This window comes from Pseudomonas sp. BN414, assembly GCF_029871275.1.
Taxonomy (GTDB): Bacteria; Pseudomonadota; Gammaproteobacteria; order Pseudomonadales; family Pseudomonadaceae; genus Metapseudomonas; species Metapseudomonas resinovorans_C.
Genome location: NZ_SSOL01000048.1, coordinates 115,957 through 137,986 on the forward strand (window position 1 = coordinate 115,957; position 22,030 = coordinate 137,986).

Consider the following 22,030-nt stretch of genomic DNA (forward strand, 5'->3'; position numbering starts at 1 on the left):
TCTTGTCATTCGACCTTGCCTGGCCAGTCCAGGCATTGCTCGTCATTTATCTGGTGATGAGCGTGGTGTGTTTCGTTGCCTATTGGCGCGACAAGCGTTTCGCCGTGGCCGGGGCGCAACGCACGCCTGAATCCCGCCTCCACCTGTATGAACTTCTTGGCGGCTGGCCCGGCGGATTCCTGGCCCAGAGACTGATCCGCCACAAGAACCGCAAGGTGGCCTACCAGGTGAAGTTCTGGCTGATCGTGGCCGTGCATCTGGGGTTGCTGGGCTACTGGGCGCTACATTGAGGCGAACCCGGCGGACCTGCGGCCCGCTTGGCGAATGAATTCGCCCCTACAGGTGAAGCGTCGAGGTTCGGATTGCGGCCGCTCCCACTTGCAGGGGAGCGGCCTTTGATCGCGAATGAATTCGCTCCTACAGGGCAGGACTGCGTCCTGCTTCGCGATTAAAATCGCCCCCACAGGAAAAGCGTCGAGGCCCAGGTAAGGCACGTACTGCTCCCTCTCCCGCCTGCGGGAGAGGGCTGGGGTGAGGGCGCTTCTTACGGCACCAGTACAATCTTTCCGTCGCGCTCGCCAGCGGCTGCGGCGGCAACGGCTTCCTTGATCCGGCTGATGTCGTAGGTCGCGGCGATGCGTGCCTTGAGCTTGCCGGTAGCGATCAGCTGGATCAGTTCTCCGAACAACTGCATCTGCTGCTGCGGGGTCGCCTGGCGGAACCAGCGCGCCAGCCAGAAACCCTTCAGAGTTACGTCGCGGAACACGAAGGAGCCGGGATTCACCTGGCACGGCTCGCCACTCATGCGGCCGTAGTTCACCAGCACCCCACCTTCGGCGAGGCTGGCTGCGAGGTGATCCGTGGAAGCGCCGCCCACGGCGTCGATACCCAGTTTCACCGGTGCTCCGCCAGTGGCTTCACGGACGCGCTTGGGCAGGTCGGGGCCGTCCACCAGCACCACGTCGCCGCCTTCGGCTTGCACGCCGGCAACTGCCGATTCGCGACGTACCACGTTGATGGTTTTCAGTCCGCGAATCTTTGCCAGCTGGACCAGGTAGCTACCCACCCCCGAGTTGGCAGCGTTCTGGATCACCCAATCGCCCGGCTGCAGGTCGACGAAGTCGCGCAGCATCAGGTAGGCAGTGGGCGGGTTGACCGTGAGCATCGCCAGTTGCTGCGGATCGGCACTGGGCAGCGGGATCAGTTGCTTGGCATCGGCGAGCAGATGGGTGCGCCAGGTGCCGCAGCCCACCGGCAGCAGCACGGTCTGGCCGGGCTTGAGGCTCGTGACGTCGGCGGCCACTTCGAGCACTTCGCCAACGCCTTCATTGCCGCCGATGGCAGGCAGCGGCGGCAGCATGCCGTATTCCCCGGTCAGGGTGAGCACGTCGGACGGGTTGATGGGCGCCGCCAGCACCTTCACCAGCGCCTGGCCGGCGGCCACGGGCGGGAGCTCCAGTTCCACGGCTTCGATCACGTCCTGGGGCACCGGGCCACGGGTCTTGTATTCGGCTTTGAGCATGACGCTTCTCCTGGCGGCTCGAGGGGAGGTTGAGTCTAGCCGCAGGCGGGCGAGGGCGACTGAATCCAGCAGTATTCCCACGACTGATCGGATGGCGCGATGAGGACGCTGGAGGTCGTTCTGATGCGGGTCGCGTCCAGGGCCTTTGCTAGGTTCGGCGGCGAAGCAGGGTTCGGGGCTTCCTCACGCTCACGCCAATCATCAAGGGAACAAGAAGATGAAGATCGCCAAGACACTGATGTCCGTCGTGCTGTCCATCGGCCTGGCCAGTACCGCCCAGGCCGCTACCGAGTTGAAACACTGGCCGGAACCAGCCGCCAAACAGTTGGATGCGCTGATCGCCAAGCATGCCAACCAGGGCAACTTCGCGGTGTTCGACATGGACAACACCAGCTATCGCTACGACCTGGAGGAGTCCCTGCTGCCGTTCCTGGAGATGAAGGGCGTGCTCACCCGCGAGAAGCTCGATCCCTCGCTCAAGCTGATCCCGTTCAAGGACGTCAACGGGCAAAAGGAAAGCCTGAACAGCTATTACTACCGCCTCTGCGAAGTGGACGACCTGGTCTGCTATCCCTGGGTCGCCCAGGTGTTCTCCGGTTTCACCCTGCGTGAGCTGAAAGGGTACGTCGACGAACTGATGGCCTATGGCAAGCCGATCCCCGCTACCTATTACGAAGGGGATGCGGTGAAAACCATCGAGATCAACCCGCCGAAGATCTTCACCGGGCAGAAGGAGCTGATGAACAAGCTCAGCGAGAACGGTATCGAGGTGTACATCATCACCGCCGCGCTCGAAGAGCTGGTGCGCATGGTCGCCTCGGATCCGAAGTACGGCTACAACGTCAAACCGCAGAACGTCATCGGCGTCACCACCCTGCTGAAGGACCGCAAGACCGGTGCCGTGACCACCAGCCGCAAGCAGATCACCGATGGCAAGTATGACGAGAAGGCCAACCTCGATCTGGAGCTGACGCCCTATCTGTGGACTCCCGCGACCTGGATGTCCGGCAAGTACGCGGCGATCCTCACCTACATCGATGAGTGGAAGAAGCCCATCCTGGCTGCCGGCGATACCCCCATCAGCGACGGCTACATGATGTTCCACGGCACCGACGTGGCCAAAGGCGGTATCAACGTGTGGGTGAACCGCAAGGCCAAGTACATGGACCAGATCACCGCCATGCAGAAGCGCAATGCCGAAGCCCAGGCCAAGCAGGGACTGCCGGTGACGGCGGACAAGAACTGGGTGGTGGTGGTGCCTGAAGAGATCCAGTAGTAAACGACACACGCAAAACGGCCGCCCTCGGGCGGCCGTTTCGATTCATGCACTAGAGTCATTCCTGTCGGCTTGATTGGTGAGTCTGGCTGTCCTGGCTGGACAGTGAAGCCGTGTGGCATGGCTGCTACCCTGCCGGGCCTTGCTTGAAATCCATCACGGAGTGATCGATGAAGTACCTGGCGCTCGCCCTCAGCCTGAGCCTCGTCGGCTTGCCATCCGCTGCCATGGCCTGGTCCAACCATGCCCTGGGCACCGCCCTGGCGCTGGCCAACCTGCCGCAGATCAAGGACGCGCCGCCGGTGCCGGTGGAGAGTCTGGAATCCTTTCTGGAAGAGGAGGGCGTGGCCCTCGAGCAGCTGCTGGACGAGCAGGAGGAGTTCTTCCAGGAAACCCTCGCGGATTACCCGGCCCGCCCTGACGACCTGCGCTGGATCCCGACCCACGGTGGCGATCATCGCAAGGCCTTCCTCATGGCGTTGCGGGTGAATCCGGAGATCAAGCTGGCGTACTTCGTCCAGGCCCTGCCCGGCATGGACTGGAGCGGACGGACGCTGCTGGATGCGTCCGACGTGCTGGTCTTCCGCAAGCTCAGCCTGTGGCGCGAATGGCGTTTCTACCAGGTGCAGCCCGGCGAAACCTTGCCGGCGCTGGCGGTGGTCGCCAGCGCTGCGGATGAGCCGGACTACGGCCATGACATCAATCTGTTCAGCGACAACCCCGGCGAAGTCGGCGCCCGTTACAACTTCGGCAAGCAGCCCTTCGGCGACGCGCGTTTCGAATACTCGTCCCAGGCGCCGTTCCACATCGGCTACTACCACGAAGACGAACTCATCTACCGGGCCGCACCCTACCTGGCGCGCACCTATCCCGAAGTACGGGTCTATCAGTACCTCGGACTGGCACGCTTCGCCTTCGAGAGCGGGCACCCCTACTGGGGCTATCGCTTCCTCGGCTGGGGGCTGCATTACATCCAGGACCTCACCCAGCCCTATCACGCCAAGGCCTTGCCGGGTCACGGCACGCTCCGGTTGTTCTGGGTCGCCCTGAAGGCCGCGGTTGGACTGGACACCGACAAGCTCGCGGCCATCGAGCAGGTGGCCAACCGGCATACCCAGGTGGAGCAGTACCAGGCCGAATGGCTGCGTAAGCTGCTGCGCGAAGGCAGCAACGACAACCCGTTGCTGCGCGCTTACGCCGACACCCGTATCGACGCTGACTACCCGACATTCGACGGGGAGTCCCTGCGATTGGTGGTGTCCCAGGAGTCTTACGATGCCGCCGATGATTTCGACGAGCGCATCGCTCACTGGCTGGCGGGTGGTCAGTCCCAGGTTGGGTTCAGCCAGGGCAACCAGCTCGCGCCGCTGCCTGAGGACGTCCAGCTCAATCAGATACTGGTGCGACTGATCCGCCACTTCGGTGCGCACAGCCGCAACGCCACCCGCGCGACCTTGCCCTGATCCGCCTCAGAGGCGGATCACATGGCCCTCATCTGCGGCTACCCGGCCATGGAAAAGGTTGGCGATCAGCTCCTGCGCCGCTTCGAACCCCTGGCCTTCCTTGACCGTTAGCCAGGGGCGGGGCGGACGGCTGACCTGCTGGTAGAAGTCCAGCAGCCCCTCGCCGATATGCCTGCTGACCTGTTCCGGCCCCCATTCGGCATTGCGCTTGCGGATCTGGATGGGCGCGAAGAAGAACTCCGGTTGCGGGCCGACCGGGCAGCTCAGTGCATGGGCTTCCGGGGTCTGTGCCGAGCCCGCGAAGCAGCTGTACACCAGGCTCGGGCCAAAGTGCCGGTGTACGCGGGTACGCAGCGCGAGGTCGCCGGAAAAGTCGACGTAGAGGGTGGGCAGGTCAGTCGCCAGGCTTTCCAGCTGGTCGTAGGTGCAGCTCTGCTGGTAGCAGCCGAGGCCTTCGACGAAATCGCTGTTGCGGGAGGACGTCATGGCGACCAGATGACGACCTGTCTGGCGTCCGAGGCAGGCGGCGGTGCCGTAGGCGGTCTTGCTGGAGGCGCTGGAAAACACCACCTGGCGAGCGCCGAACAGGTCGTTGTCGTCGAGGAAGTCCGCCAGCATGGACGAGGTCAGGAACAGCGGCTTGAGCAGGATCTGCAGCGCCTCGGTGTCGGGGCTGTAGTAGCTGTCCCAACTGCAGCGCGTGTACTGGTTGTAGGCCGAGGTGAGGTTGCGGCGGTGTTCGGCGCCATCGTAGAAGCCCCGTGGCGTGATCCGCTCCGGTTGCATGCGGACATGGCTGGCGATGGGGAAGTAGCCGTAGAAGCGCTCGCCGATCTCGATGCCCGCTACTTTGGAGTCCAGCACATCGGCAAAACCCCACACTGGCATGTGACCCCAGCCTTCTTCGTGCGTGGGGAAGAAATGCCAATACTGCATGGAGTCGCCGAAGGCGGCGTAGGTGATGTTGTTGGTGGTGAGGGAGAACAGGTCCAGGCGCAGGACGATCTCCCCGTCGGCCGCTTCCAGGCTTTCTTCCTGTTGCACCAGGCGGGTCTGATCAAGGGCGCCCTTGCGGGTGAACAGGCGTGATACTGTGCTGCGATTCGACATTTCCGGCTCCAGTTCTGGTGGGGTTGGAACAGGCTAGCAAGAGCCCTTTCAGCTCGGGTTCGGAAACCGCAAGAGAGACCCATGGAGTCCGCAAAACCCCGCAACAAGCCGCTCAAGCGGCCCTCACAGGCCCGCGCCCGATTCACGGTGGAGGCCATCTACGAAGCCTTCGTTCGGATTCTTCGCCAGCGCGGCTGGAGCGGCGTGACGACCCGCGCCGTCGCCCTGGAAACCGGCGTTGCCGTGGGCACGCTCTACGATTACTTCCCCAGCAAGGAAGCCTTGCTGTCCGGCTATATCCGCCATCAGCTCGACCTGCTCCTGCAACGTCTGGAGCGCGAAGTGGTGCTGGCGACGGGCGTCGATTGGCAGACCCGTGTACGCCGTCTGGTGCGGCTCTCCTGTGGCCATTCGCATGAGCAGGCGAGGCCCTTCTTCGATACCGAGTTGATGGAACTGGAGCGCCTCATCGCCGAACCCTGGCACCACCAACGGGTGTATCAGGAGGTGGCGGGCAAGTGGCGCGAAGCGGTGGCCGCCTGTTCCGATATGCCGCGCCAGCCGCGTCCGGAAAGTATTGATGCACTGTTCGTAGCCGTATGGGGCGGGCGCCGTTATGGACTCACCGCGCAGTTGACGGCACAGCAGGTAGAGGCCTGGCTGCTGGAGATGGAGGAACTTTGCTGCGCGCGGATCCTGATGGCAACGGCGCGCGCCGAGTCGGAGGCAGCGCCACAGGTTTCGACCTGAACCCAAAGGGGGTCAGACGTAAGAAGGGCGGCCAAGCCGCCCTTCTTGTGTGAGCTCAATCCCGCCGCTCAGTGATACTGCTGCAACCGCAGTTCGGTGCTTTCCGGCAGCACGGCGCGCTCTTCGCCCGGATTCTCCAGTTCACTCTCCATTGCATCCTGTTGACGTGCCAGCAAGCCGAAGAGGGTGGTAATGGGGTGCAGCGGGCGCTTCTGAGCGACCTGGCCATTGTTGTCGACGGCCTGGGTGGGCGGCGGCAGCGGTTCGGTACTGACCCGGAAGTCGCTGATCTCGATCACCCCTCGGCCTTCGGCCAGGAGGTGGAAGGAGAAGGCCTTGCGCGCTTCAGGGTTGTCGAAGGCGAACTTGACCTTGAGCGGCTTGCCCTGTTTCAGCAGCGGCATTTCCGGAATCGGCAGTGCCACATCACGCTCGAACTCCTTGGCCTTCAGGCGCAACTGGGCGCCTTGCTTGTCCATGCGCACGACCTTGATGGTCATCTGCACGCTGGTCCGGCTGTCCTTCGGCAGTTCCATGTATTGGGCGCCGATCAGGTTGTCGGCCCAGTCATCCTTGGCTTTCTCTTTCAGGCGAATGCGCTCGCGGGTGGCGAACTGGTATTCCTGGCCGAGGTTGCCGCCTTGCAGTGACTGGTCGAGCAACGCTGCGCGCTGGGACACCAGGCGGGCCTTCTTGCCGCTGAAGCTGCCCTGGTAGCGGGCCTCGTCGGCGATGAAACCTTCGCTCTGGTAGCGCCGGCAGACCAGGCGGAAGTCGCACTCGGTGAAGGTCTGCTTGCCGTCGTGGTAGCGCAGCTTGCCGTTGGTGTAGGACATGATCTCGCGGCCCGTTTCGTAGTCGCGGAACAGCGAGCGGCCGGACAGGTTCTGCGGTACCCGGTAGCCGAAGTAATCGAGGATCGAGGCGGTCAGGTCGACATGCCCGTACACACCGCTCTTGATCGGCGGCAGCGAGGCCTGCTCGGGAGCCAGCACCAGGTTGAAGCCCCACGCCGAGGCGAGGCGAACGTTCTCGATGCCGTGGGATTCATCGGAGGTGACGATCACCAGGGTGTTCTTCAGGACGCCCTGTTTCTCCAGGCCGGTGAGGAAGGCATCCACCGCGTCGTCCAGGTAGGCGATAGCCGCCTTCTTGGAGTCCGGATAGCGCATCAGGTATTCGACCGGGGCGGAGTAGGGCTGGTGGGTGCCGACGGTGAGCAGGGTGAGCATCCACGGCTTCTTCTGCTGGCGCAGTTGCTTCACATAGGTCTGCGCACCTTCGAAGAAGGACTTGTCATCCATGCCCCAGGGGAATTCCAGATAGGCCTTGTTGCGGAACCAGTCGCGTCCAAGGGTCTTGTCGAAGCCCATCTGCGGCATGATCTTGTCTTTGGCCATGAAGCGCAGCCCGGCGCCCTGGAGGAAGTGGGTGCTGAAGCCGTGCTGGTGCATTTGCGCAGGCAGGCAGGCCTTGGCCCGGGCGGGGTTGTTCAGCAATTCCAGGCCCTTGGGCGTGCCCGAGTCCAGCTTGCTGTAGTCACCGCAGAGCATGGCGTACAGGCCGCGGATGGTCTGGTGACTGTGCAGTACATAGTCCGGCGTGGTCATGGCGCGCTCGGCCCAGGCACTGAGCTTGGGCATCAGCGAATCCTGGTAGCTGCTGTTGATCGCGGCGCGGTTGGCAGCGATGTAGGCACCGGGGATGCCTTCCAGGGTGATTACCAGGACGTTGCGCGCACGGCCAGGGCCGGAGAGCAGCGGCGTGCCGTCGAGGTCCAGGCGCGCCAGTCCGGCGATGTCCGGTGGAACCTCGGGTTTGTCGCCATCGAGCCAGTCCTCGACGGCCAACTGGCCGACATTCACTGCGCTGGCCATCAGCTTGTGCGGCAGGTTGAATTGTTGCCACTGGTCGGCGTCGCTGGGCTGCACGTATTGCAGGGTGACGTGCCCCATCAGCAAGGCGGCCGGCGTGGCGAACCACTTCCAGTTCAGCGGGCGGTGCCGGCGCCGCCAGCACAGCAGGCAGGCCAGCAGGCTGGCACCCAGCGCCAGGCCCAGGTACGGGTGGGTGATGCCGCCACCCTGGGTCGAGTGGCTGACGAACTGCGGGTCGAGCAGGTATTTGAGGTCACTGGTTTCCGGCATGCGCCCCACGGCGCCGATCAGCTCGGCATTGCCGAGGATCATGAAGCTCCAAAGCAGCATCAGCGGGAGTGCCAGCAACAGCGAGCGGCCGTATAGCAGCACGATCAGGAAACTGCCGAACGCGAGGTCGGAGAGGTAGCCGAAGGGATTGGACCAGCCCAGCCAGTAGCGGCTGGCGAGGGGAATCACCAGGAAAAGCACGCCAAGTGTTGCGAGCGAAAGGGACTGCGACAGCCAACGGCTGAATGGGCGCACAGGAACTCCTGAGATGTGACAGTGAGAATCCATCGATTGATGCCGGAATACATGGATCGCGCTTGCGAAGACATGATTCTGAAACATCGTTGTGCTAGCGACCAGTAGACAGTTTTGCAGAATGAAAATTCAGGACCCCCTCTACAACGCATCAGGCGATGAAAGGCTGTTTTCCCGAGCTTCGTGGTGTCTGCTCCAGCCTGCGGCACTCGTGGTCCGCAGATCAGCCAGCAGGTAGAATGCCGCCTCGACTTACAGAGGTTGCGAAGATGGCACTTATCGGGCGTTTCAATTCACTTCAGGTGGCCAAGCACACCGACTTCGGTCTGTACCTGGACGGCGGCCCGGATGGCGAAATCCTCCTGCCCAAACGCTACGTGCCCAAGGACCAACCCACCGAGGTGGGCGACTGGCTCAATGTCTTCCTCTATCTGGACAGCGAAGACCGTCCGGTGGCGACCACCCTCAAACCCAAGGTGCAGGTCGGCGGTTTCGCCAGCCTCAAGGTGGTGGAGATCAATCGCGTCGGCCTGTTCCTCGACTGGGGCCTGCCCAAGGACCTGCTGCTGCCCCACTCGGAAGAGAAGCGCCCGCTGCAAGTCGGCGACTACGCGGTGGTGCACGTCTACCTCGATAAACGTACCCGCCGCGTCACCGCCACCGCGCGCCTGGATCGTTACCTGGACACCACTCCACCCCACTACAAGCCGGGCCAGGAAGTGGACTTGCTGGTGGTCGAGAAGACCGATCTGGGCTTCAAGGCCATCATCGACGGCAAGCACTGGGGCCTGCTGCACAAGAACGAAGTCTTCAAGTTCGTGCGCAACGGCATGCGTGAAAAGGGCTACATCAGGGAGATTCGTCCGGATGGCAAGATCAGCCTGACCTTGCAACCGGTGGGGGTGGAGGCTGTGAGCGACCTGGGTGAGCAGATCATCGCGGCATTGCGCGCTGAAGGCGGAGTGCTGAAGCTTTCCGACAAGAGCCCGCCGGAACTGATCAGCCAGCGCTTCGGCGCCAGCAAGGGCAATTTCAAGAAGGCCATTGGTGGCCTCTACAAGCAGGGCCTGATCCGCATTGAAGACGATCGCATCGAGTTGCTCTGAATGACCCGAAGGCCGCGCACACCGCGGCCTTGAATACAAAACCCCCGGTCCGGAGTTCGCTCCTGCCGGGGGTTTTGCATTTCAAAGGTCTTGCAAGTTGCACGCTTCTCATCCCCCTGATCGTGCGCAATGCATGGAAAAAACTGTTCAAAAATTTTGCAACCGACTGATTTATTTGGCGTTTCCGTTGTCATAGCGCTGGCATGCACGCTGCAAAGTGGGGTGCAGGAGCAATCATTTTTCTGGGAGAGAAGACATGGATCTGGATTTTGACAAGCTGATCGGCGCCTTTCCGGAATACGAATTGAGCACCAAGCCTCGACCCGATGGGGGCTTCGTGCTGACGCTCGAGCGCGAGGGGAAATTCTTCCAGCGCGTGGTGGCGGCGACGGCGCAACTGGATTGGCTGGTCAGCACGCTCCAGCGCGACCTGGCACTGGAGCACGGCGAAGTTCCGCCGGTGGAGTCACTGAAGGTACTTCATAGAAAGCCCTTGCCGCGCTATCTGCGCGCCTGAGGCCGGTAGGCCGCGACAGGGAATTCGCGGCCGAAATCGCCAGGGATCAGGTCTCGACTCCGGAGGGTGGCAGCATGGCGTCTTCTTCCTGGCCCTCATTCTTGCTCGATGGCGCACGGGGTTGCTCGTCGCGGGCTTCGTCCTTTTTTGGTTCACCCAGCAGTTCCTTGGCCGATGCCTGGGCTTCGTCCACTTGCTTGTTCAATTCGTTTACCGCTTCGCCGATGGCTTCCCGGGCGATTTCCTGGGCGGCCGCCTCGGCTTTTTCCGCCAGTTTGTTGGCCGATTCCTCGGCCAGATCGCAGCCGGCGAGGCTGGCCAGCAGGCCGGCGCCAAGCAGCAGGGCGGTGAGGCGGGGGGCAGGTTTCATGCGATGTTTCTCCAGTTGCGACACGCGGCCGCCATCATTGCCTACGGCAAGCTCTGAGGAAACCAGCCAATCAGGCAAATCTGTATACGGACGTTTCTGACCTTTCACGCAGCAGAAAGCCCCGGGGTCCACAGCGGCGACTGAATAGAGCCCGGGGCTTGGGGTCGGCACACGCCGGCCTCGAATAGACTGACCGGCAGATTGGGGCGGGGTTCCGCGCGACAGCGCAAAGCAGGTTGTTTTCACTAGGCTTAGCGAGGCAACCCATGCTGAGTCGAGGTCGAAATGGGCAAGGTCCCGGGGCTGGTCAAACTCTGCTCGCTGATGCTGGCGCCGGCCTTGGTCCTGGCGCAGGACGTGAGCTTCGACGATATCCAGCCCATCCTCCAGGCGCGCTGCGTGATGTGTCATGCCGGCGACGGGGCGCCACTCGGTCTACGCCTGACAAGCCTGGAGGAACTGCTCAAGGGCAGCAGTATTCGCCAAGTGGTGGTCAGCGGCGATCCGGCGAGCAGCGAGCTGATCCGGCGTCTCAAGGGACAGAGCCAGCCGCGCATGCCGATGACCGGGCCACCTTTTCTGAGTGATGCCGAGATCGGCCTGGTCGAGGACTGGATAGCCGGTGGATTGCAGCCCGGCAACCGACCAGCGGATGCCATCCTCAATCCGGCGCCATTACTGCGCCCATCTGAGGGGCAGCCGGTGACCTACCAGCATGTGGCGCCGATCTTCGCCAGCCGCTGCGTCAAATGTCATTCCGCCTACGGCCTGATGGGCTCGGCTCCGGAAGGCCTGCTGCTGAGCTCCTACGCCGCCATCCTCGATCGCCATGAGCGCGTGCGCGTGGTGCCCGGTGCTTCGGGTGCCAGTGAGCTGGTGCGGCGTATTCGAGGCCAGTCGCAGCCACAGATGCCCTATGACGGACCGCCCTTTCTCAGCGATGAGGAAGTCCAGTTGATTGTCGACTGGATCGATCAAGGTGCTCGCGATAGCAACGGCCAACCGGCACCCAGCCCAGTGGGGTCGCGGGTTCGGCTTCAGGGTGTGCTGGGGGAAGGTTGGACGCTGGATTCGCTACAGCTGGTGGTCGGCCCCGGCACCCGGATCGACAAGTCGCCCGGCGTCGGGGACGTCGTGGAAGTGCGCGGGCGCTGGGGGCAGGACGGGCGGGTGCTGGTCGATCGTATCCGTCGGCGCTGATCACCGTCTCGCAGTTGCGTTAGCCCTCGATCGATCAGGCCTCGGAAGGCGTCGATAACTTGCGCTGCCGGCGACCGCGCAGCAGCTCCGCTCCGCTGACCAGCACGATGCCGCCCAGCACCAGGGTGGCGCCGATGGCAAAGGACAGGTCGATCGTCTCTCCCAGTACCAGCACGCCGAAGGTCACGCCGAACAGTGGGGTCATGAAGGACAGCACCGACAGACGGGTCGCCAGGTAGCGCCGCAGCAGCCAGAACCAGGCGAGGTAGCTGATGAGCGCGATCACCACCACCTGGAAGGCCAGGCTGATGACTGCCTTCTGGGTCAGCTGCATGTCGGTCTTGCCGGTGCTGAAGGCCACGACGGTCAGCAGCAGGACGGCGCCGAACAACTGGTAGAAGAGGGTTTTCACCGGGTTGGCCTCGGACAGCGACGAACCACGGATCACCAGGGTCGTGGCACCCCAGGCTGCGGCGCCGCACAGGGCATAGGCATCGCCCAGCAGTACATTGCCGGGTGCGTCGGAGGGCTGGCCGAGGAAAGCGGTGGCAATGCCGCCGAAGGCCACCATGACACCGAGCCATTGCACGGGGGAGAGGCGTTCCTCCGGCAGCATCAGGTGCAGGCCGAGGGCCGCGAACATGGGCGCGGTATAGAGGAATACCGACAGGTGCGAGGCGCTAGTGTGGTTGAGCCCCTCGCCGATAAACAGGAATTCCAGCGCGAACAGCGTGCCGACGGCGATGCCGGGCAGCAGGGTTCCGTCGGTGAAGGCACCGCGACCTTCTTTCCACAGCACCAGCGCGCCCAGCACCAGGGCCGCTCCGCCGGAGCGGACGGCGAGCTGCAGGATCGAAGGCACGTCGTCGATGGTCAGCTTGATCGCCACCTGCTGGAAACCCCAGCAGATGCAGAGGACGAACATCAGTCCGCAGGCGAACCAGTCCAGGGGAAGGCGGGAGGGTTTCATCGTTCGACTCGCAAGGCAGAGGGGCGCGGCAGAGGCCGCCAATGGGCGCAGGATCGGTCCTCGGGCGCCTTGCATTCAAACGATGATTTGTCATCATGCTTTGACTAGAACTCAAAGCGAACCCGTCATGCGTCTTCCTTCGCTCATCGCCTTGCGCACCTTCGAGGTCGCCGCCCGCAGCCGTAATTTCACCGAGGCCGCCCAGGAGCTTTCCGTCACCCCGGGAGCGGTGAGCCGCCAGATCCGCCTGCTAGAGAGCGAGCTGGGCGTGAGCCTGTTCGACCGCACGCGCAACACGGTCACGCTCAATGACAAAGGTCATCGCCTGGCCGCCACCGTTACCCAGGCCTTCGAGCTGCTCACCCGCGGTGCCGACGAACTGCGTGGCCAGGACGAGGGCCCCATCCACATCACCTGTGCGCCGTCGATCGCCAGCCATTGGCTGATGCGTCGGCTCAACCAGTTCGCCGCCAGCAACCCGGACATCACGCTCAGCCTCGAGGCTACCGAGCAACTGGTGGACCTCGAGCGGGGCGAGGCCACCCTCGCCATCCGCTTCACCACCACCGAAACCCCCATGCCCGCCAGCGAGTTGCTGTTTCTCGAAGAGTTCTTCCCCGTCTGCAGTCCGGCGTACCTGGAACAGTTCGGCCCGATACGCGAGCCGCGGGACATGCTGGGCGCGCGACTTATCCACACCCACTGGAAAAACACCGCCAACCTGCATCTGCCCAGTTGGGAAGACTGGTTCGCCACCTTTGTCGGCGAGCCGGGGCCGGTCAGGGGCGGGATGCGTTTCGGCCTGATCGGCCATGCCATCCAGGGAGCGGTGAGCGGGCAGGGGTTCGCACTGGGGTCAACGGCCCTGGCCTGCGACGACATTGCCAACGGGCGGCTGGTGTTGCCCTTCGGCGAGGGGTGTCGCCTGCCGACGCCCTGGGCCTATCGGCTGGCTTGGAGCCGCCGGTCGCCACCCCCGGAAAAGGTGCGTCGCCTGATCGACTGGCTGCTGGCCGAGGCGCGAGCCAGCACGGTGCCGGATCAGGGCTGAAGGGAAGTGGTGTGAAGCGGCGGATGACGCTGGGCGTTGCATCCGCCGCCGCGAGGTGCTGCTACATCATCTTGCGCAATTGATGCAGGCGGTGTTGCAGGTTCTCGGCCCAGTCTGGCGTGGCCTGGCCCATGCCGGCGGTCCTGAGCATCGGATGGTGGCTGACGACGCGGGCGAGTATCGGTTCCTGAGTGGGTTTCACGTCGACGAAGAACACATGCTTGCCTTCGTCCAGCGTGCGCTGGAAGCGTTTCACCACGGCATTGGGCGTCTGGATTCCGAACAGGCTGCCTTCCCAGACGCTGAAGCCGAACAGGGCGATGGCAAGGAAGATAAAGGGAATCCAGCCCGCGGCGGTGCCGGTCCAGCCGCTGTACCAGGCCACCAGCATCACCATGGCCGCCAGGGCCACGCCGATGCCGACGCCGATCATGCCGGAATGCACCATGTCGCGCTTCATCACGGAGGAGACGTCGTGGAGATGGTAATGCTCGACATCGGCATCGCGATCACTGAGCACATGGATCTGCTCGTGGTCGATGCCCTGGGCTTCGAGCTCGTCTTCGACCCTTTCCAGGTCTTTGAGGTTGTCGCTGATGTAGTAGTACCGCTGCATGGGACACCTCCCAGCTGGCTGACGCCGGCCCCCATCCGACCGTTACCCCCGGTTTCCGGCCGCATTCGGCCTGTGGGGAAGTTTAGTCGGGCGAGATTCATTGCAGCATCCGCCCATCGGCAGGACGGAGCGGTGACGCCGGGCGGAAGGTCTGGCACCTGTCCGCCCCGGGGCGCCCAGAGGGACTTACTTGTTGCCGATGCGGATATGGCGGCTCGGCGCGACCTGGGCGCTGACGCCCTTGGCGATTTCCTGGATCTCGCCACCCTTGTTCAGGAAGGCGGCAATCTGCGCTTCCAGGGCTTCGCTGCTGGTGGTGGCGGCCGGCGCTTTGGGGGTGCTGCTGTGGGAGGTCTTGATGCGCATATCACTTCTCTGTACGTGATGGCCGGGGTGGGCCATTTGGAACGACTGAAAAAAAAACCGGCCCGAAGGCCGGTTCTTTTATCGGCTTGTGCTTACAGCACTTGCACTTCGTCGGCTTGCAGGCCTTTCTGGCCCTGCACAGCGATGAAGGAGACCTTCTGGCCTTCCTTCAGGCTTTTGAAGCCGGCGCTTTGGATAGAACGGTAGTGAACGAACAGATCGGGACCGTTATCGGTGGTAATGAAGCCGAAGCCCTTTTCATCGTTGAACCACTTGACGGTGCCGGTTTGGCGCTCGGACATTGGAATGTCTCCTAGAAACTGAGTTATTGCTGGGCTGGAACGTTCCAGCCTGTCACTGAGTGCAGAGAATCGGCAACCGATGAAAAGGGGACCGCTAAAGTACAGACCGTTTTCCGGTGACACATGCATCACAGCGCTCGACACAATACCTGTGCTTTTGAGGAATGCCTAACCTTTTATTCGCCAGCCGTCCGATCAGGACGTCCGGGCAACCCATCCGCAATGACGCAAGCTCAGTCGATTTCCGCTCCATCGCCTTTCCACGGCTGAACTAGGCTGCTTGAGTCGCCATCGGAGGGCCTTATGTTCCGCACCGTCGAATCCCAGTTATTGCACCAGGCCGTTACAACCGAACTCAAGGCCGAGTTCCAGCAATACGACTTCGAGCGCCTGCGCACCTTCTGCGTGCTGGTGCTGGGTGTCGGCATCGTGCTCTGGTTCCTTTTCGACCTGGTGGTGAGCTTCGAGGGCGGGCAGGGCTTCACGTTCAAGTCCATTGCGCTGCTGGCCGTGCTTGTAGTTCTGGCCGCGTGCGTCCCGCTGGTTCGCAAGGCCTGGCATTTCTACGTACTCAACCTGGTCTACGTGACCCTCTACTGCGTCAGCGCACGGCTGGTAATTGCAGGCATTCCCCTTGACCTGCAACCGCTCTGGCTGACCCTGACCGCCTCCAGCGTGGTCTTCTTCGCCTCGGTGTTGCCGCACAACAACTACAGCTTCTTTTCCGCGCAGGCGCTGACCTGGGGATTGCTCAATCCCTTCGTCGGCGGCATTCCGGTGCTCGAACTCAAGGGCACCTTGATCCTGTTCTACGTGCTCATTTTCGCCTCGATCACCTCGTACACATACGTGCGCCTCCGTCAGGGCAAGCTCCACAACTACCTGATGGCCAAGCTGTTGATGGAGCAGGCCTATATGGACGCATTGACGCAGATCCCCAATCGACGCGCCTTCATGACCCGTACCGCCTCCCGCCTGGAGGCAAGCACTGTCGACCAGATGCGCTACCTGGCCATGGTGGATATCGACTACTTCAAGAAGGTCAACGACAGCTACGGGCACGACATCGGCGACGAGGTGCTGCAACGGGTGGCAGGCAATATTCGCGCGGTGCTGGGCGACTTCGAGTTCGCCCGCCTGGGTGGTGAAGAGTTTGGGGTCTACCTCTGGGACATCACGCCCGACGAGGTCCAGCGGCGCATGCAACTACTCCTGGCAACGGTGCGGGAAGCCCCGGCGGCCCACCCGGTGACGATCAGCATCGGTCTGGGCAGGCTGGATGCCGGCGACAGTCTCAACCAGGCCCTCATCAAGGCCGACCAGGCCCTCTACGACTCCAAGCACAACGGCCGCAACCGCTGTACCTACGCTCCCTGAGAGACGGGCGCGGTCTGGCCCTCAACCACCTGTTCCAGCCAGTCCATGAATGCCCGCACACGCCGGGGCAGCCGGCGGTGCGCATAGAGCAGGGTCACTTCCAGTGGCGGCGCCTGGAATTCCGGCAGGAGCGCCACCAGTTCGCCGCTTTCAAGGAGTTCGCGCACACCGTGCAGCGGCACCTGGATCAGACCCAGCCCGCCCAGGCAGGCGGCGCTGTAAGCCTCGGCATTGTTCACTGTCACGCTGCCGGCCATGGGCAGGTAATGCACCCTGCCGCTGACCAGGTACTCGAAACCCGCTGACCGGCTGCCCAGTACCGACACGTAGTGCACCAGCCGATGGTTCGCCAGGTCCTCCAGCGAGCGCGGTACACCATGGGCGGCGAGGTAGGCGCGGCTGGCGACATTGACCACCGGGAAGGCGCCCAGGGGCCGCGCCACCAGCGAGGTGTCCAGCAATGGCCCGACCCGCAGCACCAGGTCGAAGCCCTCACGCACCAGGTCCACCCGCCGATCGGTACTGCTGATTTCCAGCTCGATTCCCGAGTGCAGATCGGTGAAGTCGGCCAGGAGTGGCATCACCACCTTGCGCGCCAGGACAGTGGGCATGTCCACCCGGATACGGCCGGACAAGGCGGTGGCGTCCTCGCGGAACAGGCCTTCCAGTTCGTCCATCTGCGCCAGCAACTCGCGGCTACGCTCATACAACAACAAGCCGTCCTGGGTCGCTCGCACCTTGCGCGTGGTGCGTTGCAGCAGGCGAGTGCCGATGAGCTCCTCCAGCGCCTGAATCTGATCGGAGACTGTGGAGCGAGGCAGGCCGAGGCTGTCGGCGGCCTGGGTGAAACTTGACAGCTCGCTGACCCGTACGAAGGTTTTCAGTAGCTCCAGCTTGTTCATCCGTGTGGCGCCTCCCTCCGGATTGTTCGTAATGGGCGATCAGTAATTCCGATTACAGATTATTTATCAGTATTTGTCCGGACAATAAGCTCCTCACCACATCCACCACCTGCCACCCAGGAGCACTGCAAATGACCCGCAAGATCGCACTCATCACCGGCGCCAGCCGCGGCCTCGGCAAAAGCATGGCGCAGCACCTGGCGGCCCAGGGCATCGACATCATCGGTACCTATCACAGCAAGCTGGAGGACGCCGAATCCCTGAGCCGCGAAATCATGGACCTTGGCGGGCATGCCGCCATGCTTCAGCTGGACGTGAGCAAGAGCGCCACCTTCGACGCCTTTGCCGCCAGCCTGGGGCGGCTGCTGAGAGCCGAGTTCGGCCGCGACGACTTCGACTTCCTGGTGAACAACGCGGGGATCGGCATCCATGCCAGCTTCGCCGAAACCACCGAGGAGCAGTTCGACCAGCTGGTGAACGTGCAGCTCAAGGGGCCGTTCTTCCTCACCCAGAAACTTCTGCCACTGATTGCCGACGGCGGACGCATCCTGAACATCTCCACGGGGCTGGCGCGCTTCGCACTGCCGGGCTATGCCGCCTACGCGGCAATGAAAGGCGGCATCGAAGTGCTGACGCGCTACCAGGCCAAGGAGCTGGGTGCGCGCGGCATTTCCGTGAACGTGCTGGCCCCCGGTGCCATCGAGACCGATTTCGGCGGCGGCGTGGTGCGAGACAATTCCCAGGTCAATGCCTTCATCGCCGGCAATACCGCCCTCGGACGCGTTGGCCTGCCGGAAGACATTGGCGCGGCAGTGGCCATGCTGCTTTCCGACGCGGGTCGCTGGATCAACGGGCAACGGGTGGAAGCTTCGGGCGGGATGTTCCTTTGAGGGGCTAATGCGATTGAGGGATTATTCCTTTCGGGCCTTGGGGCAGTTACCAATCGGACTTTGTCTCGCGATGACCTGCCTTGCCGGATGAGGGAGGGCGGTCATACTCCTAAACCTTGGCGACGACGACAGCGCCCGCTGCCGCACGCTCGTCCACCACCCCGGCAATAGAGATCAATCCACACTGGCGTTTCAGCAACAGGAGGACGATTGCCATGCGTTCGGTAAAGAAGATCCTCGTTGTCATCCCCCTGGACTCCGAGTCCGAGGCCCTCGAGCGGGGACTGCAACTCGCCCAGAAGCTCGGCGCCGCGCTCCACCTGCTGCTGTGCGATCCCAGCGACAGCTCCTCCGGGGTGCTCGACCAGTACCTGGTCGGGCTTCTGCGGTCGGGTGTGCATGCACGGGGGGCGGTGGCTCGGGTGGAATTCTCGCGCGCGAGCAATGCCATTCTGGAAACCTGCCGTGCCCAGTTGTGCGACCTGGTGATCAAGCAACACCGCCCCGCTGGACGCCTGAGCCAACTGCTGATGACGCCCGATGACTGGCACCTGCTGCGCCATGCACCCACGCCGCTGCTGCTGATCCGGGGTGGTCGGGTCTGGGAAGGCGGCACCGTGCTCGCCGGTATGGATGTCGAGCACCAGGACGCGGCACACGTCGCGTTGCAGGGCAATGTCATGGAGCACGCCAATTTCCTCAGTGGACTGTTCGGCGCCAGCCTGCATGTGGTGAGCGCCTATTCACCGACCCTGCTTCCCCAGGCCGATCCGCAGCAGACCCTCGATCAGGTCATCGCCGGCCATTGCCATGAGCAGTGCCGCTGGTTCATGGAGGAATTCGAGCTGCCCGAGCACTGCCTGCATCTTGGCGAAGGCCCTGCCCGCAGCTTGATACCGCGGATTGCCAATGAACTCGGGGCCGGACTGACCGTGCTGGGGACTGTCGCCCGTCAGGGCTTGGCTGGGGCGCTGGTGGGCAACACCGCCGAAGCCGTGCTGGATCGGCTGGAGGGTGATCTGCTGGTCATCAAAGCGGATGCCGCTCTACAGAAAGAAACGGTGCCCGACGGCCATCGTGCCGCCTGATCGGATCCGAAACGACGACGCCCTCCATCAGGAGGGCGTCTTCATTGCGCTGGAAGCATCAAGGATTCGGTGCATGGGCGCCGAGCAGGCCACCACCGGCTTTCTTGCTGCGCTTGGCCGTGCGTTTTTCCAGGAGGGTCTTTTGCGGCTTTTTCTTCGCCGCGCGTTTTGCATCGAGACCTTTGCTCATGATGGTTACTCCGCAAGAGGGTGAATGGATCAGCGCATCCTTGCCTTGAAGCGCTCAATGGCCATTACCACCTCCTGGGCTGCACGTGCCTGTTGGTTTACGAAACCGATGAAGTCAGCATAGCCGCCTGGCGGACCAATGCATGGCCGGGCAAATGTTCGACTGCTTAACACTTCGTCCACCGGGCGGTGACATCGATCGGCCGCCGCCGCATCATGCGGGACCAACGCTGGCCGGCAACCGAGAGCCCAATGCCCGAACGACTGGGATACGCCGCGCAGTCCATCACCGGCTGCGTGCGTGAACACAACGAAGACGCGCTGCTCTGCGCCCCGCAGCTGGGGCTCTGGGCCGTGGCGGACGGCATGGGCGGCCACCAGCGCGGCGAAGTGGCCAGCGCGGTGGCGGTTTCCACACTGCGGGACGCGACCGCCGCCGGGCAGGACCTCGAGGCTGCGGTGCAGCTCGCCCACGCTGCCGTCATCGCGGCGGCAGGCGGCTCCGGCATGGGCACCACCCTGGTTGCAGTGAAGTTGGACGGACCCGTATTTGACGTGGTCTGGGCCGGCGACAGCCGCGCCTATCAGGTGAGCGCCGCCGGCATCGCGCGCCTCAGCCATGACCACAGCCTGGTGCAAGCCCTGATAGATGCTGGCGAGCTGACACCGCAGCAGGCTCGCAAGCATCCCCGGCGCAATGTCGTGACCCAGTGCCTCGGCCAGGTCCATCAGGACCTTGAAGTCGGGCGCGTGCATGGCAGGCTGGCACCCGGCGAATTGCTGCTGCTCTGCAGCGACGGCCTGAGTGGCGAACTGGACGACGAACAGATCCAGGCCCAATGCGCCCGCGCGGAAACCCTCGACGACCTGGTCGCACAATTGCTGGAACAGGCTTGTGATGCCGGCGGTCGGGACAACATCTCCTGCATCGTGATCGGCCTGATGCAGCCGGAAACCTCTTTGCCGGCAAGCAGGTCCAATTCGTTCCTGAGCCGGCTGCTCAAATCCCGAAGACCCTGAACATGAACGAAAACCTTCTCGATATTCCCGGCTATCTCGTGCACGGACGCCTGGGCAAAGGCGGGATGGCCGAGGTCTATCTCGCCACCCAGGAGTCCCTCAATCGTAAGGTCGCGGTGAAGGTGCTGGACCGGCTGGACGACGAAACGCTGGTCGACCGCTTCGTCAGGGAGGCGCGCACGCTGGCGTCCCTGCACCATCCGTCCATCGTCACCATCCACGCGATCGACCGCCTGCCCGACGGGCGGCCCTATCTCGCCATGGAGTTCCTTCCCGGTGGCGACCTCGGCCGCCCCAAGGGCCACGTACTGGAGCCGCTGGAAGCCCTGCGCATCGTCCGGCAGATCGCCAGTGCCTTGGCAGTGGTCCACGACAAAGGACTGATACACCGCGACATCAAACCGGCCAACATCCTCTTCCGCGACGATGGCACGGCGGTGCTGACTGATTTCGGCATCGCCAAGGACCTCGACCTGGACACCGAGCTGACACAGTTCAACGTGGCCGTCGGCAGCCCTGCCTACAGCAGCCCTGAGCAGGCCCAGTGCCAGCCGCTGGATGCCCGCAGCGATATCTACAGCCTGGGCGTGATCCTGCTGGAGTTGCTGACGGGGGAGAACCCTTATCGCGGCGCCAGCTACGCCGATACCGTGCTCAACCATGTGCAGATGGACCCGCCCATGCTGCGCCGCGGGTTGTCCGATTACCAGCACCTGATCGATCGCATGCTCGCCAAGGAGCCGGAAGAGCGCTTCGCCGATTGCCGGGTGCTGTTGGAAAGCCTGACGGAGCTGTGCGACCTCGACCTCGATTTCACCCGCATCGCACCCGCCGTGAAGCTCGACGCGCCCGCGAAGCGCTCAGCGGCTGGCCGTAGCTACCGTGGCCTGCTCTGGGGCCTGGCCGGCCTGATGCTCCTGGCAGTCTCCACCGGCGGCGGCTACTACGTGGTGCTGCGCATGAAGATCGCCGACCTGCTGGAACTGGGAGAACAGCGCCTGGCCGAAGGCAAGCTGATGGAGCCGTCAGCCGACAATGCCGACTTCTATTTCCATGAAGTGCTGCGCCTGGACAACGACAATGCCAAGGCCGGTGATGGCTTGCAGCGTGTGCTTGCCGCGCGGGTCGCGCGCATCCTGGCCCTGGCTGAACAGCGCCTTGCCGAGGACCAGTTGGTCCAGCCGGAACAGGACAGTGCGGTGTTCCACTATCAGCAGGCGCTGATCCTGGAACCGGGCAACGAACAGGCGTTGGCCGGACTGGAGAAGGTGGCGCAACGCTTCGTCGAGCACAGCGAGGAGGCTTATGGCCGCCGCGAGTTTTCCCTCGCGCTGGAATACATCGATGCCGGCCTGCAGGTTTCGCCATCGAACCCGACCCTGCTCGAACTTCGCGCGGTCCACGAACAGCGCGTACTCAAGGCCAAGGCCGCGCGGGTCGCGGCGACCCGTCAGACTCGACCGCAACAGCAGACACGGCAGCAGGAAGAGAGCAACCCCATCAAGAAGTTCTGGAACCGTCTCTTCAATTAACTGCCAACTCC

Annotated in this window: 23 protein-coding genes; 13 read left to right on the plus strand and 10 right to left on the minus strand. The window is 63.3% G+C overall.

All coding sequences use genetic code 11. The features are described 5' to 3' along the window. Positions 1–2 precede the first annotated feature (2 nt). On the plus strand, positions 3–290 hold the full coding sequence (locus E8E95_RS09225) for a DUF1294 domain-containing protein (protein ID WP_280349548.1): 288 nt from the start codon (positions 3–5) through the stop codon (positions 288–290). Between the two features lie 254 nt (positions 291–544). Here E8E95_RS09225 and E8E95_RS09230 read toward each other — a convergent pair whose 3' ends face one another. After that, the gene (locus tag E8E95_RS09230) at positions 545–1,522 is read right to left on the minus strand and encodes a zinc-dependent alcohol dehydrogenase family protein (protein ID WP_280349549.1); all 978 of its coding nucleotides are present in this window, start codon (positions 1,520–1,522) and stop codon (positions 545–547) included. A gap of 217 nt (positions 1,523–1,739) precedes the next feature. Here E8E95_RS09230 and E8E95_RS09235 point away from each other — a divergent pair, with 217 nt between their 5' ends. Then, complete coding sequence (locus E8E95_RS09235) at positions 1,740–2,798, plus strand: haloacid dehalogenase-like hydrolase (RefSeq protein ID WP_280349550.1); 1,059 nt, start codon at positions 1,740–1,742, stop codon at positions 2,796–2,798. 170 nt (positions 2,799–2,968) lie between these two features. Beyond that, on the plus strand, positions 2,969–4,261 hold the full coding sequence (locus E8E95_RS09240) for a phospholipase (RefSeq protein WP_280349551.1): 1,293 nt from the start codon (positions 2,969–2,971) through the stop codon (positions 4,259–4,261). A 6-nt stretch (positions 4,262–4,267) separates the two neighbouring features. On the opposite strand, the gene E8E95_RS09245 is transcribed toward E8E95_RS09240, so the two are convergent. Next, positions 4,268–5,371: a DUF2855 family protein gene (locus E8E95_RS09245; protein ID WP_280349552.1), complete on the minus strand. Its 1,104-nt coding sequence runs from the start codon at positions 5,369–5,371 to the stop codon at positions 4,268–4,270. Positions 5,372–5,452: 81 nt separating this feature from the next. On the opposite strand from E8E95_RS09245, the gene E8E95_RS09250 reads away from it, so the two are divergent. Continuing rightward, entirely contained in the window at positions 5,453–6,121 is a 669-nt protein-coding gene (locus E8E95_RS09250; RefSeq protein WP_280349553.1) for a TetR/AcrR family transcriptional regulator, read from the plus strand. Between the two features lie 68 nt (positions 6,122–6,189). On the opposite strand, the gene E8E95_RS09255 is transcribed toward E8E95_RS09250, so the two are convergent. Further along, positions 6,190–8,523 (minus strand): LTA synthase family protein, encoded by a 2,334-nt coding sequence (locus E8E95_RS09255; RefSeq protein WP_280349554.1) that lies wholly within the window; start codon positions 8,521–8,523, stop codon positions 6,190–6,192. A gap of 269 nt (positions 8,524–8,792) precedes the next feature. Here E8E95_RS09255 and E8E95_RS09260 point away from each other — a divergent pair, with 269 nt between their 5' ends. Both E8E95_RS09260 and E8E95_RS09265 read left to right on the plus strand, forming a co-directional pair. After that, a complete protein-coding gene (locus E8E95_RS09260) occupies positions 8,793–9,629 on the plus strand; it encodes a S1-like domain-containing RNA-binding protein (RefSeq protein WP_280349555.1) in 837 nt (278 codons plus the stop codon). Between the two features lie 256 nt (positions 9,630–9,885). After that, the gene (locus E8E95_RS09265) at positions 9,886–10,146 is read left to right on the plus strand and encodes a DUF3509 domain-containing protein (protein WP_077526397.1); all 261 of its coding nucleotides are present in this window, start codon (positions 9,886–9,888) and stop codon (positions 10,144–10,146) included. A 46-nt stretch (positions 10,147–10,192) separates the two neighbouring features. Here the strand turns inward: E8E95_RS09265 and E8E95_RS09270 are convergent, their stop codons facing one another. Further along, entirely contained in the window at positions 10,193–10,516 is a 324-nt protein-coding gene (locus E8E95_RS09270) for a hypothetical protein (RefSeq protein ID WP_280349556.1), read from the minus strand. A 285-nt stretch (positions 10,517–10,801) separates the two neighbouring features. On the opposite strand from E8E95_RS09270, the gene E8E95_RS09275 reads away from it, so the two are divergent. Further along, positions 10,802–11,716, plus strand: coding sequence for a c-type cytochrome domain-containing protein (locus tag E8E95_RS09275; protein ID WP_280349557.1), 915 nt, complete (start codon positions 10,802–10,804; stop codon positions 11,714–11,716). A 34-nt stretch (positions 11,717–11,750) separates the two neighbouring features. On the opposite strand, the gene E8E95_RS09280 is transcribed toward E8E95_RS09275, so the two are convergent. After that, on the minus strand, positions 11,751–12,686 hold the full coding sequence (locus E8E95_RS09280; protein ID WP_077526401.1) for a DMT family transporter: 936 nt from the start codon (positions 12,684–12,686) through the stop codon (positions 11,751–11,753). 127 nt (positions 12,687–12,813) lie between these two features. Between E8E95_RS09280 and E8E95_RS09285 the strand changes: the two genes are divergently transcribed. Then, positions 12,814–13,737, plus strand: coding sequence for a LysR substrate-binding domain-containing protein (locus E8E95_RS09285; RefSeq protein WP_280349558.1), 924 nt, complete (start codon positions 12,814–12,816; stop codon positions 13,735–13,737). 61 nt (positions 13,738–13,798) lie between these two features. Here the strand turns inward: E8E95_RS09285 and E8E95_RS09290 are convergent, their stop codons facing one another. The 3 genes from E8E95_RS09290 to E8E95_RS09300 form a co-directional block, all read right to left on the minus strand. Beyond that, complete coding sequence (locus E8E95_RS09290; protein WP_280349559.1) at positions 13,799–14,353, minus strand: magnesium transporter; 555 nt, start codon at positions 14,351–14,353, stop codon at positions 13,799–13,801. Positions 14,354–14,539: 186 nt separating this feature from the next. Further along, positions 14,540–14,719, minus strand: a complete 180-nt coding sequence (locus E8E95_RS09295; RefSeq protein WP_280349560.1) for a hypothetical protein — start codon at positions 14,717–14,719, stop codon at positions 14,540–14,542. A gap of 92 nt (positions 14,720–14,811) precedes the next feature. After that, on the minus strand, positions 14,812–15,021 hold the full coding sequence (locus E8E95_RS09300; RefSeq protein ID WP_069082902.1) for a cold-shock protein: 210 nt from the start codon (positions 15,019–15,021) through the stop codon (positions 14,812–14,814). A gap of 303 nt (positions 15,022–15,324) precedes the next feature. Here E8E95_RS09300 and E8E95_RS09305 point away from each other — a divergent pair, with 303 nt between their 5' ends. Further along, positions 15,325–16,398 (plus strand): GGDEF domain-containing protein, encoded by a 1,074-nt coding sequence (locus E8E95_RS09305; protein WP_280349561.1) that lies wholly within the window; start codon positions 15,325–15,327, stop codon positions 16,396–16,398. Here E8E95_RS09305 and E8E95_RS09310 read toward each other — a convergent pair. After that, positions 16,386–17,300, minus strand: a complete 915-nt coding sequence (locus E8E95_RS09310; RefSeq protein ID WP_280349562.1) for a LysR family transcriptional regulator — start codon at positions 17,298–17,300, stop codon at positions 16,386–16,388. The two genes, E8E95_RS09305 and E8E95_RS09310, sit on opposite strands and share 13 nt — an antisense overlap. A 131-nt stretch (positions 17,301–17,431) precedes the next feature. Here E8E95_RS09310 and E8E95_RS09315 point away from each other — a divergent pair, with 131 nt between their 5' ends. After that, a complete protein-coding gene (locus E8E95_RS09315) occupies positions 17,432–18,190 on the plus strand; it encodes an SDR family oxidoreductase (RefSeq protein WP_280349563.1) in 759 nt (252 codons plus the stop codon). Between the two features lie 215 nt (positions 18,191–18,405). After that, positions 18,406–19,278 (plus strand): universal stress protein, encoded by an 873-nt coding sequence (locus E8E95_RS09320; RefSeq protein ID WP_280349564.1) that lies wholly within the window; start codon positions 18,406–18,408, stop codon positions 19,276–19,278. Between the two features lie 58 nt (positions 19,279–19,336). Here the strand turns inward: E8E95_RS09320 and E8E95_RS09325 are convergent, their stop codons facing one another. After that, complete coding sequence (locus E8E95_RS09325) at positions 19,337–19,468, minus strand: hypothetical protein (protein WP_256873258.1); 132 nt, start codon at positions 19,466–19,468, stop codon at positions 19,337–19,339. A 251-nt stretch (positions 19,469–19,719) separates the two neighbouring features. Between E8E95_RS09325 and E8E95_RS09330 the strand changes: the two genes are divergently transcribed. Next, positions 19,720–20,487 (plus strand): protein phosphatase 2C domain-containing protein, encoded by a 768-nt coding sequence (locus E8E95_RS09330; protein WP_280349565.1) that lies wholly within the window; start codon positions 19,720–19,722, stop codon positions 20,485–20,487. Between the two features lie 2 nt (positions 20,488–20,489). After that, positions 20,490–22,019, plus strand: coding sequence for a serine/threonine-protein kinase (locus E8E95_RS09335; RefSeq protein ID WP_280349566.1), 1,530 nt, complete (start codon positions 20,490–20,492; stop codon positions 22,017–22,019). Positions 22,020–22,030 lie beyond the last annotated feature (11 nt).